The organism is Streptomyces sp. NPDC019937 (assembly GCF_040631655.1).
Classification (GTDB): Bacteria; Actinomycetota; Actinomycetes; order Streptomycetales; family Streptomycetaceae; genus Streptomyces.
This window is the reverse complement of record NZ_JBEYAL010000042.1, coordinates 62,923-79,072: the sequence shown is the minus strand read 5'-3', so window position 1 is coordinate 79,072 and position 16,150 is coordinate 62,923. Positions and strand designations below refer to the sequence as shown.

The following is a 16,150-nucleotide window of genomic DNA, read 5'->3' as shown; positions in this document are numbered from 1 at the left end:
CGCACGCAGCGCCGCTGCGCTCTCCTCACGCGGGTTGCGAGCTACCGCACCAGACGCCGCTCGCTGATCCGGCCTGACCCACACGACACCCCCTAAAGCAGACGCACGCCGTCGTGGGCGCGGACCGCGGGCGGGGCGGCGGTGTCGAGCGCGTCCAGGATGCGGGCCGCGTACGCCTCGGACGCCAGGTCCGGCACCTCCGCCCGGGTCGCCCAGCGCCAGGCCCGGGTGCGGGGGCCGGTGGCGGGGGTCCCGTCGAGGGCCCGGCAGCGGAAGACGAGGGAGACGGCCAGGCCGTTCATGTCCTTGTAGACGCCGGTCAGCGCCGCCGGAAGCGCGATCTTGACGCCGGTCTCCTCCAGCAGTTCGCTCCGCAGGGCGTCGGGAATGGTCTCGTCCGGGCCCAGTGGCCCGCCCGGCGGCTCCCAGGTGCTGCTGTCCCGGCGCTTGATCAACAGCGCCCGGTCCCGCTCGTCGACGATGACGCCGGCGACGGTCACGGTGTGCGGGCGGTCCACGGTCACGTTCCTCGGCCCTCTCGACTGGCTGCGCGCCCCTCACGGTAGCCCAAGTGCCGTACCCGCAAAGGGCGCACGAGCCCGCTCATGCCGAGAACCGGTGTCCCTAGCGGATGTCGACCACGCCGTCGTCCGGCCGGCCCCCGTCCCGTCCGCCATCCGCACGCCGGGACGGCGCCTCCGCGTCGCCCAGGTCGCGCCGTACCGAGTCCAGGATGGTCAGCCCCTGGCCCACCAGCCCGGCCGCCAGCTCGCCGAGCCCGTCCGCGCCGTTGAGGACGTTGACGTTGGCGCCGGACAGCCCGGCCGAAGCCTCCTTGACGATCTGCGGCAGCTGGTCGATGAGCATGCGGTCCAGCGCGACCCGGCCGTGCGAGGCCGCCGCCTCGGCCTGGATCTTCATCCGCTCCGCCTCGGCCGTCGCCAGCACCCGGATCCGCTCGGCCTCGGCCTCCGCCGGCTTCACGATCTCGGCCACCAGCTCCTGCTGCCGCAGATCGGCCGCCCGCTGCGCCAACTCGGTCTGCGCGGCCAGCACTTCCTGCTGGGCGTGGGCCTGCGCCAGCGGTCCGGCCTGGGCGGCCTGGGCCTGGGCGCGGTCCACCTCCGCGTTGTACTGGGCCTGCACGATGGCGGTCTGCCGGGCGTACTCGGCCTGGTTGCGGGCCGCCTCCTGCTCCGCCTCGGCCGACGCCTGGGTGGCCTGCGCCTGGGCGATCTGGGCCTGCCGCTGGATGGCGGCCTTGTGCGGGGCGGACATCGCGTCGATGTAGCCGGTGTCGCCGTCGTCGATGGACTGGATCTGCAGCGAGTCCACGATCAGACCGATCTTCGCCATCTCGGACTTGGAGGTGTCCAGCACCTCGGTGGCCAGCTTCTGCCGCTCGGTGATGATCTCCTCCACGGTCATCGAGCCGATGATGGCCCGCAGATGACCCGCGAAGATGCGGCCGGTGAGGACGGACATCTGGTCCTGGTCGGAGAGGAAGCGCTGTCCGGCGTTGACGATCGACTCGGTGTCGTTGCCGACCTTGAAGGCGATCACCGCGCGGACGGTCAGCACGATGCCCTGCCGGCTGACGCACGTCTCGGCGACCTCCGCCTCGCACATCGCCAGCGTCAGGAAGCGCACCTTGCGGAAGACGGGCAGCACGAACTTGCCGTGGCCGGTGACCACCCGGAACGGCGCGCCCCCTTGGCCACGCCTGCCCCCGGAAATCAGCATCGCCTGGTCAGGCGCGGGAACGCGGTATCCGAACATCGCTCGTCTCCCTCAAGCGGCGTCGCCGGCCGCGCCGGTCGACGCGTTCAATGGGTCGGCCCACTCCATGACATCGACCTGCCGGGTGCCCCGGGAGTCGATGACCAGCACCGACGCCCCCTGCGGCAAGGGGGCGGCGGACCAGGCGAGGAAGGTCTCCGAGCCGCCCCGCACGCGCACCAGGACCTCGCCCGGGCCGGCGTCCCCCCGTGTGCCGATCACCAGCACCCCGGTACAACCGATCACGGATTCGTCCCGCGCCATGTGACGGCATCCCCCTCGTCATGTGCACTGCATGCCGACCTTAGTCCGCCCCCGCCGCACCGGATACGGGCAAGCGCGGCCATTACGCGGCCCTTACCGTTCCGGGTCCGAATCGCGACGTAAGCCCATGTGAGCCCCGGTGGAGCGGCGTTCTACCCTGTCGGGGCCGTCGAGCACGGTGACACCGGACGCGGACGGCGCGGAAGAACACGGACAACGGGGGACACAGTGCGGGTGCGCATGAGGACGGCCAGCGTGGCGGGCGCGCTGGCGCTGCTCGTCACGGGGTGCGGCGGTTTCGCCGGGGGCGGCGGTGCGGCGGACGCGGCGAAGAAGCCGGACGAGGCGTCGTCGAAGCCCGCGCCCCCGCTGCCGATGGAGACCGCCGCGAAGAAGGCCACCTGGACGGACCGGGACCGCACACGGCGGCTGAAGGTGGCGCCCGAACGGCTGGTCCAGGGCAAGGAGTCGGACCTCGAACGGGTGCGGCTCGACAGCGACGTCGACGGGATGGTGCCCTTCTACCTCACCGTCTCCTACACCAACACCGGCGAGGAGACGCTGGACCGGCCCGACCCGGAGAACAACTTCACGATCACCCTCGCCGACGGAACCCCCGGCCGGCCGATCGCCCTCATGAACACGAACCCGCTGGCCACCGAGTCGGCCGCGCCCGAGGAGTGCGACCACTCCGGCCCCGCGACCCTGGCTGCGGGCCGTACGGGGAAGGCGTGCCGGATCGTCATGCTGCCCAAGGCCCGGACGCCCGCGATCGTCTCCTACACCGACGACGCGAGCGGCGCCCTGACCTGGAAGATCGGCGACGGCGAGGGCTACGCGGGCACCAACGGCCTGATGACCGTCGGCCAGTCCGCCGACGCCATGTGGCAGGCCGACAACCGCGACGTCCCGATGACCGTCACCCTGACCGGCCTGCGCAAGGGCGGCATCGGGGACCTGAACCGCTTCCAGCTGAGCGCGGACCAGAAGAAGATGACCCCGTACTACGTCACCCTCCGGTACCGGAACACCGGCGCACACGTGTTGCTGCCCACCATGCAGGACAACGTCGGGGTCAGCACCGCCGGCGGACAGCAGCTGCGGCCGACGACCTTCATGGACTTCTCCGCCCCGGGCAACGGGATCGAGGGCTGCCGCAGCGCCGTGGCCCACACCCGGCTGAAGCCGAAGTCCTCGCTCACCATGTGCTCGGTCCACCTCATGCCCGAGGGCGACCAGCCGGTCGCGGTCACCTTCGAGGGCGAGGGCAGGGGCGCCCACCAGTTCGGCTGGCGCGTGCCGTGAGGTGACGTGGCCCGCTACTCCGCCGCGGTGTCCTCGAAGTACGCGTCCAGGACCTCGTCCAGCTTCGCCGTCCACTCCTTGAGGGCGCCGCGGGCCGGAGCCTCCACGTCGGCGGCGTACCAGCGCTTGGCGGTCGTGTAGACGGTGACGCCGAAGCGGCGGCCGAAGCGGGGGGTGTCGATCTCCACCGCGCCGATCTCGTCCCACGAGAACTCGGCGGTCTCGCCGTCGAGCTGGAAGACCACACCGGAGCGCTTGGCGGTGATCGAGCCGCGGCGGTCGGAGACGTCGAAGACCGGCCCGTCCCCGTCCCCGGCCTGCTCCTCCGCTTCCTCCGCCTCGTCCTCCGGTTCCGGACCGGCGTCGTCGGCGCCGACGTCGTCAACGGGCCGGCCGACGGCCTCCGCCGAGGCTTCCGGGGCCTCCTCCGCGGCCGTCCTCGCCTCCGCCGTCACCTCCTCGGTCTCGTCCGGGGGCGGGGGCGTCAGGCCGGGGATGTGCCCCGGATCGGTCCCTGCGGCGGGTACGGGCGGGGTGATCGGACCTATGCGCTGCTCCACGCCCGGCAGTATGTCGGATGAAGCCGTGCCCGCGACACCCACTCCCCGCGTGTTCCGCCGCGCGTCACGGTCAGGCGACGTCGATGCCGTACTCCCGCACCAGCGCCTCCAGCCCGCCCGGATAGCCCTTCCCGCCGACCACGAAGTCCCAGTCGCCGCCCGCGCGGCGCCGGAACGAGCCGAGGACCAGGGCCGTCTCGCCGGGGCGGCCGTCGGCGACCTCCAGCCGGCCGAGTTCGGCGCCCGACGCGTCCAGGAGCCGTATGCGGGCGTCCGCGAAGCCGGACAGGTCCGCCCCGGGGTCGACCTCGGGGTCGACGGCCGCGGCGAGGACGAGGCGGTCGGCCTCGGGCGGCAGGGCGTCGAAGGCGACCCGGACCGCCGCCCGGTCGGGGGCGGTGGCGGGCAGCGCGCTGACGGTGCCGTCGGGGGTGCGGGGGTTGTTGAAGAAGACGAAGTGGTCCTCGCTCAGCACCCGGCCGCCGTCGCAGACGAGGGCACAGACGTCGAGGGCGACCTCGCCCGACCACGACATGCCCAGCACGTTGTGACCGGACGGCGCCGTATCGGCGTCGGCCCGCGAAGCGGCGGCCCCCGCCCCGGCGGCGGCCGCCCCGTCGCCCAGCCGCCCCCGCAGCCCGTGCCGGTGCAGCAGGTCGACCAGCTCAGCCCCGGACACCAGCTCCAGCGGCTTCCCGTGGGCGAAGGTGTGCGAGCCGGGGCCGAACCGCGAGGTGGTGACCAGGACGCCCTTGTTCGCGCCGGAGCCCTGGACCGTGCCGTACAGATCGCGCACCGCCGTCGGCGGCACCGTGCCCCGGTAGCGCTTCACCTGCACCACGATCCGGCCGCCCCGGATCGGGGCGGGGTCCACCGCCTCCACGTCCACCCCGCCGTCGTTCGACCGCCGGGTCGTCACCGCCCGCATCCCCATGGCCCGGAAGAGGTCCGCGACCAGCGACTCGAAGCGAAACGGATCCATCGCGAGCAGATCCGGCTCCTCGCCCCCGCCCTGGGTGAGCACACCGGACCCGACATCGTCCGGCGTCCGCCCGGGCGTCACGGCGGCGAGCTGGTCGGGGCGGGCGGACAGGCGGCCGCGTACGCCGTCGACCAGGCAGTCCACCGCGCTCACCTGCTCCAGCCGCAGCTCGGCGAAGTCCGTACGGGACACCGTGACGGTCGCCAGGACGATCCGGGCCCGGCGGCCCGTCGCCGGATCGTGGTCGTCCACGAACCCGTTCAGCGCGACCGACTCCAGCACCCCCGCCTCGTCCGCCGCGAACAGGTCGCGCAGCGCCAGCAGCACGACTTGCGCGAGCACCTCCCGGTACAGCGCCCGGCGCTGCGTGGCCGGGCGCGCCGTCTCCCGCTCCTCGTCCGCGCTCGGCATGTACCGCACCGACTTGATCGCCGGGACGATCTCGTACCGCGGCAGCTCCCAGTCCAGGACGAGCTGGCGCGCGGCCGGGTCGTACGCGGCGGACGCCTCCCGGGGAAGGCCCTCCGGCCACACCGCGGAGGTGTACGTGGAGTGGTAGAGCGCCGCCGTGAAGTACTCCACCACCGCGTCGGGATCACCGGCCCGCACCTCCGCGGCCAGCTCCGCCACGCCCTCGTTGTGCCGCCGCAGCTCCGCGAGCCGCTGCGCGGCCCACCGCTCGTACTGCCGGTGGTACGCGTCCAGCCGCCGCAGCCGCTCGTCCTCCGCCGCCCGCGCGGCCCGCCAGTCCCGCTCGTACCGCTCCCGCGCCTCCTCCTGCGCCCGCCGCCCGGCCCCGAACCCCCAGCCGCCCTGCGGCTGGTAGTGCCGCTGGTCCGGCATCGGCACGGGCCGGGCCAGCGCGCCCGGGTCGAACGGCTCGACCTGCTCGGCCCGCATCAGCCCCCTCGGCCGGAACGCCGCCGCCCGGCACCCGTCCACCAGCAGCGACCGCAACGCCTCGACCCGCGCGTCCAGTTCCTCCGTACGCCGCCGCGCGTCCGCCTCACGCTGCCGCCGGTACGCCGCCTGCCGCTCCCGCTGGTCGCGCGCCCGCTCCCGCTCGGCGGCCCGCAGCCGCCGCTCCTCCTCCCGCTCCAGCCGCGCCCGCGCCCGCTCCTGCGCCTCACGCTGCCGCTGCGCCTCGGCCCACAGGGAGATCAGGCCGCTGGAACGACCGGAGCGACGGCTCATGCGGTACCCACTCCCCCCGGGCCCACCGGACCCCACACCTCGCGCACCGGCCCCCAGCTGCGCCAACGCCCCGATTCTAGTGGCCGCTACCACCGCTTTCCCGCCCTTGGCGAGCCGATGCCGCAGCGGTTGTACGTACACCTATCCTGGCCCCGTCGAATCGCGCGTCAGGGGCCGGGGAATTGTGGAATGCCGGGGGACATAGTGGAACTAGCGGGCTATATAGCAGCGGTGCGCGCCGGTGAAGGCGATCCGATGGCAATGATCGGGGAGTTCAGGCGTACGGCGGTACTGGTGCCGGTGTCCGAGGGCGGCTTCATGTCGGCCGAGTACGGCGGAATTCGATGGCTGTATGCCTTTACGGACCAGGAGGCGCTGGCGCGTTTCGCGCTCGTACGTGGCGCGGCGCCCGACGAGGCGTGGGAGTACCTGGCGTTGCTGGGCGCGCGGCTCCTGGACGTGCTGGTCCCGCAGATGGACGGCCCGGCGGGGGTGGCGCTGGATGTCGCTGACGAGGACGGCTCGATGATGTTTCCTCCTATGAAGGGCATCGTGCCGGATGAGGTCGCGCTGGACGGCGGCCGGAACGGGGGACATGGAATGGGCTGGTTGTACTGATGAGTGACGTCTTCTCCGGGCTCACCAGCACTCCGGATCTCAAAATCGACAAGGACTCCTTGGACAAAATCACCAAGGGGCTGCGCGACGCCATCGGTGAATTGAAGGAGGTCGGGGACAAAACCGGCGCGCTCCAGGGCAGTGGTTTCGAGGACATGGCCTTGTCGAAGGCCGATGCCGGAGGCAGCAGCGTCGCCGACGCCTTCGAGGGTTTCTGCGACCGCTGGGAGTGGGGCGTGCGCGCCCTCGTACAGGACGCGAACGAGCTCGCGGAGCGGCTGGGTCTCGCGGCTGGAATGATGTACGAGGAGGACAAGTACTGGGAGGGGACCTTCAAGATCGGTCTCAACTCCCTGGTCGGCAACCCTCATGCGACTGAGGACGAGGTCATCAAGCAGGGGTACGGGGACATCGTCATGCCGGATGCCCCCGACTACAGCGCCGAATCCTTCAAGCAGGCCGGCGGCGAGATGGCACAGACCTGGAAGGACACCGGGCGGTCGCTGGTGACAGAGGGCCGGGGCGGTATGCAGGCCGATCTGTTCAGGACCGTCGCCGGGGTGGACGAGGAGGAGTTCGACCGGGGCGTCGACCGGGCCTTCGGTCCCTCGCCCGAGGAGCGGGCACGGCAGTCCGTGGCCGGGCAGGGTGAGGGCTGATGGGGATCGGAGACTTCGTACCGGACGGGGTCGAGGACTGGGTCGGGGACCGGGTCGAGGACGTCGGCGGAGCTATCGACGCGACGACGGACTGGGGTGCCGACCGGCTTGACGACGTCGGTCTGAACGACGCCGCCGACTACGTCCGGGACAAGGGCGACGAGGCGGCGAACGCGCTCGGCGCCGACGTCGACGAACTGCAGCTGGACCAGACCGAGGACGAGAAGAAGCTGATCCGCGGCAATCCGGAAAAGCTGCGTGGCGCGGCGAGTCATCTGACCGACTTCATGAAGGCGTTCGAGAAGGTCGCGGGTGGGCTGAAAGGTCTGGACTCGCACCATCTGAAGGGCAAGACGGCCGACGCCTTCCGGGAGAAAGTCGCCATCGAGCCGCCGAGGTGGTACAAGGCGGCGGACGCGTGCGAGAAGGCGGCCGCCGCCCTGAAGGACTTCGCCGGAACGGTGGAGTGGGCCCAGGGGCAGGCGAAGCTCGCGGTCAAGGCCTACAAGCGGGGCAAGAAGGCGTCCGACGCCCATCGGAAGAAGGTCGACGCCTACAACACCGCCGTCACGTTCTACAACGCCCAGCCCGAGGATGAACGCGACCCGGACAGCCTGCCGGACAAACCCGCCGCCGCGGACCCGGGCGCCGCCGCGATCAAGGAGGCCGAGGAGACTCTGGCCGAGGCGCGCCGCCAGCGCAATGAGGCGCAGACCACCGTGAAGAAAGTGATCGACGGTGCCCGAGACCTGGCCCCGGAAAAGCCTTCCTACGGCGAACAGGCCAAGGACGGGCTCACCGGACTCCAGCTGGACGCTTCCCACTTCGTCGGCGGCGTCATCAAGGGCAGCGCAGGAGTGCTCAACTTCGGTCGCAGTCTGAACCCGACCGACCCCTACAACCTCACCCACCCGGCCGAGTACCTCACCGGTCTGAACAACACCGCGGCCGGCGTGGTCCGTATGGCCAACGACCCGGTGGGCACGGTCAAGAACGCGTGGAACGGGTTCAAACAGGATCCGGCGGAGGGCTTCGGCCGACTGGTGCCGGAAATGCTGGGCACGCGCGGCATCGGCACCGCGAAGTCGGCGTTGACCGCCGGAAAAGCGGCGAAGGCCGTGCCGAAACCGCCGATACCGAAACCGCCGCCGCCCAAGGACTGGAGCCACCTCGCGAGGGCCACGCCGGAGTCCCCTGAAAGGGCAATTCACGCCGGTTCGGTGCAGCCACACGAGGCAAAGGCATTCATTGACGACCAGTATCCTTGGCTGAAGGACGTCAACAACACCGGTCATCCCGGATACACAAACAACTGCTCGCACAATGTGGTGGCGGTCGACCGCAGGCTCGACGGACATGAGGTGTCGGCGGCGCCGAAGCAGGCCGGGGATCACATCCCTCCGCACCAGCTGGGGCTGCACGACCGACCGAAAGGCCACTACAACATGGTCGAGGGCTACGACGACATCGTCAAAGACCTCAATGCCCGGGGAGAGGGCGCACGAAGTGCGGTCTACATCTCACGGTCTGACGGCACTGCCCATGTTTTCAACGCGGTGCAGACGCGGCACGGCACCGTCTTCCTGGACGGCCAGACCGGGCAACTCGGCAAGTTGGAGTTGTGGGGCCCGAATTATGTGGTCAACGGAATCGGTCACATACCATACCGTTAGAATGGTCGCCCTCGCGATCTGAAGATTCCCGAAAGATGCTCTGGAGGCGGATATGCTCTCAATGGAAGAAGCCAACGCGGCGACACGTGAGTTCCTTGGAACGGTTTATGCCGCCGGGGAGTACACGATCGTCATGGAGCCCGAGCTGTCGCAGGAGTACCCGGCGGCCTGGGCGATCCGGTTCACTTCGCAGGAATACCTCGACACCGGGAACATGGCACTCGCGCCCTTTACCCGAGTGGTGATCGTCCCCAAGAACGGCAGCGCCCCGCACTTCCCCCCGAGCCACCTCCCCGTGGAGCAGTACGTCGCCCAGCTCGCCACGGACAATCCCGCCACCGGAGCCTGACCCCCTCATGTCCGACTTCCACGTACCGCGGGGGCTCGACCCCCTGCGGCAGGCCCAGACCTGGCTGGACTCCACCTACCGCGGGCTGGTCGAACTGGCGGCGCCCGAGCCGGTGACCGAGGACTTCGGCACCTGGCACTTCGCCTGCCGGGCCAAGCGTCAGCCGGGCTACCCCGAGACGCCCATGCTGGCGGCGACGGTCGTCGTGCCGAAGGACGGGAGCGTCCCCTTCCACCCGGCCGCCAATGACCCGTGGGGTGATGTCGAGGACTTCATCAGGTCGCGGTCCCCGCGGACGGCGGAGGTCCAGTCCCGGAAGCTCAACTCCCGCGGCTGCGCGGTGACGGTGGGCTCGGCCGTGGCCGGGGCACCGTCCAGCCCTCTTCCCTGGTCTCCCTCCCACGAGGCGCCGGGGTGGTGGGACATCCTGCTGCGCCGTTACTTCCCGGAAGCCGAGGTGCTGGAGTGCGCCGGCTGGGACGAGGTGATCGCGGCCGCGCGTGAGCCGGGGCCCGGTACCCAGGGAGTAGTGTGGCTGCGGCGCGAGATCAAGGGCCTCGAGGCCACGGGGCATCTGCTCTTCGTGCACAACAACAACGGCAATGTCGTCCTCCTCGACGGAATGTCGAGCGGACTCGGCCGGATGGAGACCGAGGGCGTCCGCGCCCTGACCTTCGCGCGGTGCGGGCCCGCCGGTTCCCCCCGGGCCCCGCTCGCCCCGCCGTGGCAACGCCCCGCTGACGGGTTCGCCGCGGCCGTGGCGAAGGCCGAGGCGTGGCTCGAGCGCACCTACCAGGAGCCGGTCGTCCTGGTCGCCCCCGGGCCCGACGACGAACGTGAGCGCGGTTGGCTGTTCGCCTGCAACACCACGGCTTTCCTCGATCACCATGACGTGAATCACGCGATGCTGGACGCGGCGCTCGTGGTCCCCAAGTCCGCCGCCGAACCCTTCGGCCTGCCCAACTCCACACCCTGGGCATGGTTCGATGCCTGGAACCGGGGCCAGGGGGACGGCGCACTCCAGGCGCCTCCACCGCCCCGTCCCGGACCGGCTGCCTGGCTTCCCGCCACGCTCCAGGCACTGGGCCGACCGCTGTCGGCGTCCGAACACGTGGGGTGGGACTCACTGCTCGCCGAACTCTCCACCCTGCCCGTCGGAGCGCGCGCGCTGATCTGGGTGCGCCGTACCGACGGAAAGGGGCGGGAGACCGTGGGGCTGGTCCTCACCGCGCTGCGCACCGGTGAGGGAAACGCGATCATCGATGGTTCGGAGCACCCGGTGACCGACCTGAACGCCCTCGCCGCGTGGCGCATGCACCTCATCCGCTACCGCTGACACCGCTGTTATTGCTTGTCCATGGCCTCGGACCCACTGGCCCGGGGCCATGCCCGGGAGCGATTCGGACGCCTGAAACACCCCGGACAGCATCGTGGAGGCCTTCCAGCAGGCGGCCCAGTTCAACATGTCGCACCGGGACAACCACCCCCGGCAGGCGCGGGAGGGACGGCCTGGGAGATCGCTGCGGCCCAGCCGTCCTCGGCACCGCCGCCGACCTGGAGAAACGGCCCGGCAGGATGGGGGCAGCCATCCTGCCGGGCCGGGCCCGGACGGTGCGGTGTCGCGTCAGCCGCACTTACGGCCGCTGTTGATGCACTTCACGGCCTGCTTCATCAGCGAGTCGGACATCACGTTGATGAAGTCGCCGTGGTCGGTGACCGGCTTGTGCAGCTGCTCGGGGAAGCTGTCCACCGCGAAGACCGAGTTCGGCGCGATCTTGTAGGTGATGCGCTGGGTCAGGGCCGGGATGGCCTTGAAGCCCTTGCCGCAGGCACCGTTGGCACCGGCGAAGGCCACATGCGTGCGGTGGTTGGCGCTGTCGCTGTTCCGGCCGTCCCAGCAGCTCTGGAACTTGAACGTCCGCACCACGTTGCTGCCCTTGGGGCACAGCGGGTACTTGTCCTTGAGCTGGCGGTTCTCGAAGCCGGTGCAGCTCCAGGAGGCGTTGGCGTTGGCCGTGCCGTTGGTGAAGGCCTTGGCGTCACCGGTGATGATCCGCAGGAACTTCGGCATCGCCACGACCTTGCCGACCGCGCTGCCGCGGAAGGTGAGCTGGACGGAGGCGGGCTGGAGGATGGTGCCGATGTTGCCTTCGGTGCCGCCGCCCGGGGCGTTCACGTCCTTCTCGTTCTTGCCGTTGCGCAGGCGCAGCACGGGCCAGTAGTGGGTGGAGCGGTCGCCGTTGGTGCAGGAGGTGGTCGCGGTGGCGAGGACCTGGTCGGTGGCGAAGGCGTCGTTCTTCTGGTTGCCCACGTAGTCGTGCATGTGGTGGGCGCCGTTGCTCACACCGGGGGCGACGATGACGTTGTCGGAGTTGAACTTCTTGTTCTCGTTGCGTCCGCAGCGCGAGGAGAAGGTGCCCTTGGAGGCGCCTGCCTGCTGGCGGGGGTTCTTGACGTTGGGCTGCACCTTGCGGATGTCCACGAAGTCGGCCTTCTGGGGGCCGGAGCCCTGCGCGCCGGCCGCCGCGGGGGCGGCCGCCACGGCATTCGTCCCGCCCTGCTTGACCGTGCAGGACGCCATCGAACCCAGCCCGGACGCCGCCTGCGAGCCCTGCCCCATCCGGGTGGCGATGCGGTTCAGCGCGCCGCGGCGCTGGGTCGACAGCGGTTCCAGGACGCGGGTGCGCACCCACTCCTGGTCGGCGGCCTTGGTGCCCGGCGCGGCGAGCCGCTTGTAGGCGTCGGCGACCTGGGTGTCCATCTGGGCCAGTTCCTTGTCGACGGCGGGCCGTGCCTTCTGCGGCACGTCCGACAGCCGGGTGGCGACGTCGGGACACTGGATGGTCATCGAGGATTGTCGGGCGGCCTCGGTCCGGTTGGGGGATTGTCCGGCCGAGGCGTTGTTGTCGGTCATCAGCAGCGCGCCGCCGCCGATCGCCAGAGCCGTGACGCCGACAGCGGACACGACGAGCACGCGGGACCGCTTGTGTCTCTTCTTGTACCTCACCACTACGCCCCTCATTGGTAGTTGTCGTACTGCGATACGAAAACCGGGGCGGTTCCGCTCATCGGTGGCCGTAGCGGCTGAAGGTGTGGCGAGAAAGCACCGCAAGCTAAGGCGTTGCGGACGGCGTCGCCGTGGGGTGGTCCGGGCGTACGGAGAACACCGTGTCCCCGGCCATCGCCACGATCGCGTCCTTCACGAGCAGCACGGACGGCGGCCGTTCCTGCGCCGTGTCCCCGGGGGCGTCCAGCGCGGCGGTGCGCCACACCTCGGCCCCGGTGTCGCTGTCCAGCGCCAGCAGACGGCCGAAGCGGTTGGCGAAGTAGAGCCTGCCGTAGCGCTTGGACTCCACGGGCGCGGACAGGCTCTCCGTCTCCGTCGTCCGCTGCCACAGCTGCTTTCCGCTGCGTGCCGACACCGCGGTGACCGTGCCGTCGGTCCGGACGGCGTAGATCACCCCGTTCAGCAGGGTGGCCGTGCCGCGCAGGGGCTGCCGCAGGGGGATGCGCGTGGTGTCTCCGGTGCGCGGATCCACCCGGATCAGCGCGTTGTACGGGCGCTCGTATCCGGCCTCGTACACCTCCTTCGCGGTCTGCGGCGCGAGGAAGACGGGCGCCCCGTCGTCGGAGCCGAGGCTCAGCGACTTCCGGGGGAGGGTCGCGAGCGCGCGCCGCGCACCGTCGCCGGGGTCGAACCGCAGCAGGGTGTACGGGCCCTCGGCGCTCAGCCCGGACGAGGTGAGGGGCGAGCACAGGGCGTACGGGGCGCCGGAGGCGACCGGTGTCGCCGGATCGCAGAACTGCCCCTCCGGTGCGGGCGACCGCCACAGCAGCCGGCCCGAGGTCCCGTAGGCGGAGAGCTGCCGGTCGTCGGGCGACAGCGTCAGCAGCCCGCCGCGGAACAGGCGCACCGACGCCGACTGGCTGATCTCGCGTACCCACCGCTGCTTCTTGGTGCCGGTGTCCAGGGCCACGATGCGGCGGCTCTCGTTCTCCGGCGCGGAGTAGCCGTAGACGAGCCCGTCCCGTACCCCGATGGGGCGCGCGTCCTGCGGCCTGGTGCCGCTGCGCCACTGGACGCGGCCGGTGGCGGCGTCCACCTTGGCGACGGTGAAGCCCTTGCCGCCGCAGTACAGGGCGGTGGCGTGGTCCGGTACGCACGCGGCGTCCTGGTACACGAGCGGGGGCAGCGGGGCCTCGTACCGCAGCGTCGTCCGCCACGGGCGCCAGCCCTCGGGCAGGGACACGGGGCCCGTGTCGTCGGTGGCGGACGCGGAGGGGCGGTACGGCGGCGTGCGCGTCGTCAGGTCGTAGGCCGCCGTCGCGACCAGCACCCCGACGGCCACGGCGCCGGCCCCGATGAGGATCAGCCGCTTCCGGCGCCTCCCGCCGGGCCCCTCCGCCTGCGGGGTTTCCGCCTCCGGGGTTTCCGCCTCCGCGGGCGCGGGCTGCGCCTGCGCCCGTACCGGGGCCGCCTCGGGGGGAGCCACGGCGGCGAAGTCCGGCAGCGCGCCGAGCATGCGGTGCAGCTCGTCCAGGCCCGCCCGCGCGGCCGGGTCCTTGTCCAGGCACCGCTTGGCCAGCCGGATGAGCGGTTCCGGGACCCCGCTCAGCGTCGGCGCCTCGTACATCACCTGATACCCCGACAGATACGGGCTCTCGGCGTCGAACGGCCCCACCCCGGTGGCCGCGTACACCACCAGCGCCCCCAGCGAGAACACGTCCGAGGCCGCGGTGACCTCCCGCGGACTGCGCAGCTGCTCCGGCGACATGAAGCGCGGCGTACCGAGCACCCGCCCGGCGGTCAGGGTGAGCGTCTGGCTGTCGGCGGCCCGCGAGATGCCGAAGTCGATGACGCGCGGCCCGTCCTCGGCCATCAGGATGTTGGCCGGTTTCAGGTCCCGGTGCACCACGCCGGCCCGGTGGATGTCCCGCAGTGCCTCGACGAGCCCGAGCCCCAGCGTGCGCACCTCCCGCCCGCCCAGCGGCCCGTCCTGCCGCACGACATCGGCGAGGGTGGGCCCCGGCACGTACTGCGTGGCCATCCACGGCCGCTCGGCCTCCGGATCGGCGTCCACCACCGGAGCGGTGAACGCCCCGCTCACCCTGCGCGCCGCCGCGATCTCCTGCCGGAAGCGGGCCCGGAACTCCTCGTCCTGCACGTACTGCGCGTGCACGAGCTTGACCGCGACCTGCCGCCCCGAGGCCGATCGCGCCAGGTAGACGACGCCCATACCGCCCGAACCGAGCCGGTCGAGCAGCGTGTAGCCGCCTATGGACGCCGGATCATCGGTACTCAGCGGCATCGCCGTTCCCCTTTTCCCTTCCCCAACGCCCGTGACCGCCCCCTACATTAGGCCGCCCCGCCCCGGCCCCCACAGCACCACACCCCCGTGCGCGTCGCCCGGGAGGGTCACCGGCGCGGGGCGTCACCGCCCTGGCCGTCGCGGCCGGGCTCTCGCTCAGCGCCTGCCAGGGGGACGACTCCTCCTCCCAGGGCTCCGGCGACAGCAGCGCATCCGCCGACAAGAAGTCCGGTGACACGCAGTCCGGCGCGAGCGGCAGCTCCGACGGCTCCGGCGCGACCTTCACCAGCCTCATCGTCACCCCGCCCGGAGAGACCCACTCCCACGCGCTGCAAGGAGGAGCCGTTCGCGCATCAGCTCAGCCCCAGGCCAGTGGCCTGGGGCTTTCTGCTGGAGCGGACGTATCATCGAACGTACGTTCGGTGATACGGCGTGCGCCCGCGCCCACGGCGACCGACCCTGGACGGGAGGGAGCGCGGACCGGCCCGCCCGGAAGGGGACATCGCCATGAAGACACCCCCGATCGTTTCGCCGCAGGAGTGGGAAGAGGCACGCCGGGAGCTGCTGGTGGAGGAGAAGCGGCTGACCCGGGCCCATGACGCGCTGGCCGCCAAGCGTCGCCGGATGCCGTGGGTGGCGGTGGAGAAGCCGTACGCGTTCGAGGGGCCCGAGGGCACGGTGAGCCTGCTCGACCTGTTCAAGGGGCGCCGTCAGCTGATCGTCTACCGCGCCTTCTTCGAACCCGGCGTCTACGGCTGGCCCGACCACGCCTGCCGCGGCTGCTCCATGGTGGCCGACCACGTCGGCGACCTCGCCCATCTGCACGCCCGCGGCACCACCCTGGTCTTCGCCTCGCGCGCGCCCCAGCGGAACATCGAGGCGGTGAAGGCGCGGATGGGCTGGACGATGCCCTGGTACACGATCACCGACGACTTCGACGCCGACTTCGACGTGGACGAGTGGCACGGCACGAACGCCTTCATCCGCGACGGCGACCGCGTGTTCCGCACCTACTTCATCAACGCCCGCGGCGACGAGGCGCTGGGCAACACCTGGAGCTACCTCGACATGACCGCCCTCGGACGGCAGGAAACCTGGGAGGACTCCCCCGAGGGCTACCCCCAGACCCCGCCGTACGACTGGTGGAACTGGCACGACGCCTACGGCGACGCCGAACCGGCCCCGGAATGGCTGGAACAGACCCGCCGCGGCCCCCGCCACCTGCCCGCCTGAGCCCTCACCGGGGCGGGCGGACGTCGCGGTCGGCTTCCACCGCCTTGGTCTCGCTCTTGAAGATCCGGGCCGACTTGCCCAGGGAGCGGACCAGATCCGGGAGTTTCCTGGCCCCGATGACGACGATCACGACGATGAGGAGGAGAGCCAGCTCGCTGAGCCCCAGCATGGGTGTCTGCTTTCAGTCGGATGCGGTCACGTGAGATCAGGCGCCGGTCGAAGGCC

The 16,150-nt window shown here is 71.3% G+C and carries 15 protein-coding genes; 7 read left to right on the top strand and 8 right to left on the bottom strand.

Annotated features, from left to right (window positions below):
- Window positions 1-92 precede the first annotated feature (92 nt).
- The 3 genes from ABZ562_RS33140 to ABZ562_RS33130 all read right to left on the bottom strand — a co-directional run bounded on the left by ABZ562_RS33140 (window position 93) and on the right by ABZ562_RS33130 (window position 2,043).
- Window positions 93-524 carry an NUDIX hydrolase gene (locus tag ABZ562_RS33140; RefSeq protein ID WP_361486840.1) on the bottom strand — a complete coding sequence of 144 codons (432 nt, stop codon included), beginning with the start codon at window positions 522-524 and terminating at the stop codon, window positions 93-95.
- 100 nt (window positions 525-624) lie between these two features.
- On the bottom strand, window positions 625-1,779 hold the full coding sequence (locus ABZ562_RS33135) for an SPFH domain-containing protein (protein ID WP_361486838.1): 1,155 nt from the start codon (window positions 1,777-1,779) through the stop codon (window positions 625-627).
- A gap of 12 nt (window positions 1,780-1,791) precedes the next feature.
- Window positions 1,792-2,043 (bottom strand): hypothetical protein, encoded by a 252-nt coding sequence (locus ABZ562_RS33130; protein ID WP_361486835.1) that lies wholly within the window; start codon window positions 2,041-2,043, stop codon window positions 1,792-1,794.
- 240 nt (window positions 2,044-2,283) lie between these two features.
- Between ABZ562_RS33130 and ABZ562_RS33125 the strand changes: the two genes are divergently transcribed.
- Window positions 2,284-3,348 carry a hypothetical protein gene (locus ABZ562_RS33125; RefSeq protein WP_361486832.1) on the top strand — a complete coding sequence of 355 codons (1,065 nt, stop codon included), beginning with the start codon at window positions 2,284-2,286 and terminating at the stop codon, window positions 3,346-3,348.
- Between the two features lie 14 nt (window positions 3,349-3,362).
- On the opposite strand, the gene ABZ562_RS33120 is transcribed toward ABZ562_RS33125, so the two are convergent.
- Entirely contained in the window at window positions 3,363-3,908 is a 546-nt protein-coding gene (locus ABZ562_RS33120) for a hypothetical protein (protein WP_361486830.1), read from the bottom strand.
- A gap of 70 nt (window positions 3,909-3,978) precedes the next feature.
- Window positions 3,979-6,084, bottom strand: coding sequence for a restriction endonuclease (locus ABZ562_RS33115; RefSeq protein WP_361486828.1), 2,106 nt, complete (start codon window positions 6,082-6,084; stop codon window positions 3,979-3,981).
- A gap of 189 nt (window positions 6,085-6,273) precedes the next feature.
- On the opposite strand from ABZ562_RS33115, the gene ABZ562_RS33110 reads away from it, so the two are divergent.
- The 5 genes from ABZ562_RS33110 to ABZ562_RS33090 all read left to right on the top strand — a co-directional run bounded on the left by ABZ562_RS33110 (window position 6,274) and on the right by ABZ562_RS33090 (window position 10,719).
- Window positions 6,274-6,702, top strand: a complete 429-nt coding sequence (locus ABZ562_RS33110; RefSeq protein ID WP_361486826.1) for an SseB family protein — start codon at window positions 6,274-6,276, stop codon at window positions 6,700-6,702.
- Window positions 6,702-7,361 (top strand): hypothetical protein, encoded by a 660-nt coding sequence (locus ABZ562_RS33105; protein ID WP_361486823.1) that lies wholly within the window; start codon window positions 6,702-6,704, stop codon window positions 7,359-7,361. The genes ABZ562_RS33110 and ABZ562_RS33105 overlap by 1 nt, the downstream gene beginning before the upstream one ends.
- Window positions 7,361-9,034 carry a putative T7SS-secreted protein gene (locus ABZ562_RS33100; RefSeq protein WP_361486821.1) on the top strand — a complete coding sequence of 558 codons (1,674 nt, stop codon included), beginning with the start codon at window positions 7,361-7,363 and terminating at the stop codon, window positions 9,032-9,034. Before ABZ562_RS33105 ends, ABZ562_RS33100 begins: the two co-directional genes overlap by 1 nt.
- A gap of 61 nt (window positions 9,035-9,095) precedes the next feature.
- Complete coding sequence (locus ABZ562_RS33095) at window positions 9,096-9,383, top strand: YrhB domain-containing protein (RefSeq protein ID WP_361486818.1); 288 nt, start codon at window positions 9,096-9,098, stop codon at window positions 9,381-9,383.
- A 7-nt stretch (window positions 9,384-9,390) separates the two neighbouring features.
- Entirely contained in the window at window positions 9,391-10,719 is a 1,329-nt protein-coding gene (locus ABZ562_RS33090; RefSeq protein ID WP_361486815.1) for a YrhB domain-containing protein, read from the top strand.
- 288 nt (window positions 10,720-11,007) lie between these two features.
- Here the strand turns inward: ABZ562_RS33090 and ABZ562_RS33085 are convergent, their stop codons facing one another.
- Window positions 11,008-12,405, bottom strand: coding sequence for a DUF1996 domain-containing protein (locus ABZ562_RS33085; RefSeq protein WP_361486813.1), 1,398 nt, complete (start codon window positions 12,403-12,405; stop codon window positions 11,008-11,010).
- A 91-nt stretch (window positions 12,406-12,496) separates the two neighbouring features.
- Window positions 12,497-14,692, bottom strand: coding sequence for a PQQ-binding-like beta-propeller repeat protein (locus tag ABZ562_RS33080; protein WP_361486810.1), 2,196 nt, complete (start codon window positions 14,690-14,692; stop codon window positions 12,497-12,499).
- Window positions 14,693-15,199: 507 nt separating this feature from the next.
- Between ABZ562_RS33080 and ABZ562_RS33075 the strand changes: the two genes are divergently transcribed.
- Complete coding sequence (locus ABZ562_RS33075) at window positions 15,200-15,925, top strand: DUF899 domain-containing protein (protein ID WP_361486807.1); 726 nt, start codon at window positions 15,200-15,202, stop codon at window positions 15,923-15,925.
- Between the two features lie 4 nt (window positions 15,926-15,929).
- Here the strand turns inward: ABZ562_RS33075 and ABZ562_RS33070 are convergent, their stop codons facing one another.
- The gene (locus ABZ562_RS33070) at window positions 15,930-16,094 is read right to left on the bottom strand and encodes a twin-arginine translocase TatA/TatE family subunit (protein WP_361486804.1); all 165 of its coding nucleotides are present in this window, start codon (window positions 16,092-16,094) and stop codon (window positions 15,930-15,932) included.
- Between the last annotated feature and the right edge of the window lie 56 nt (window positions 16,095-16,150).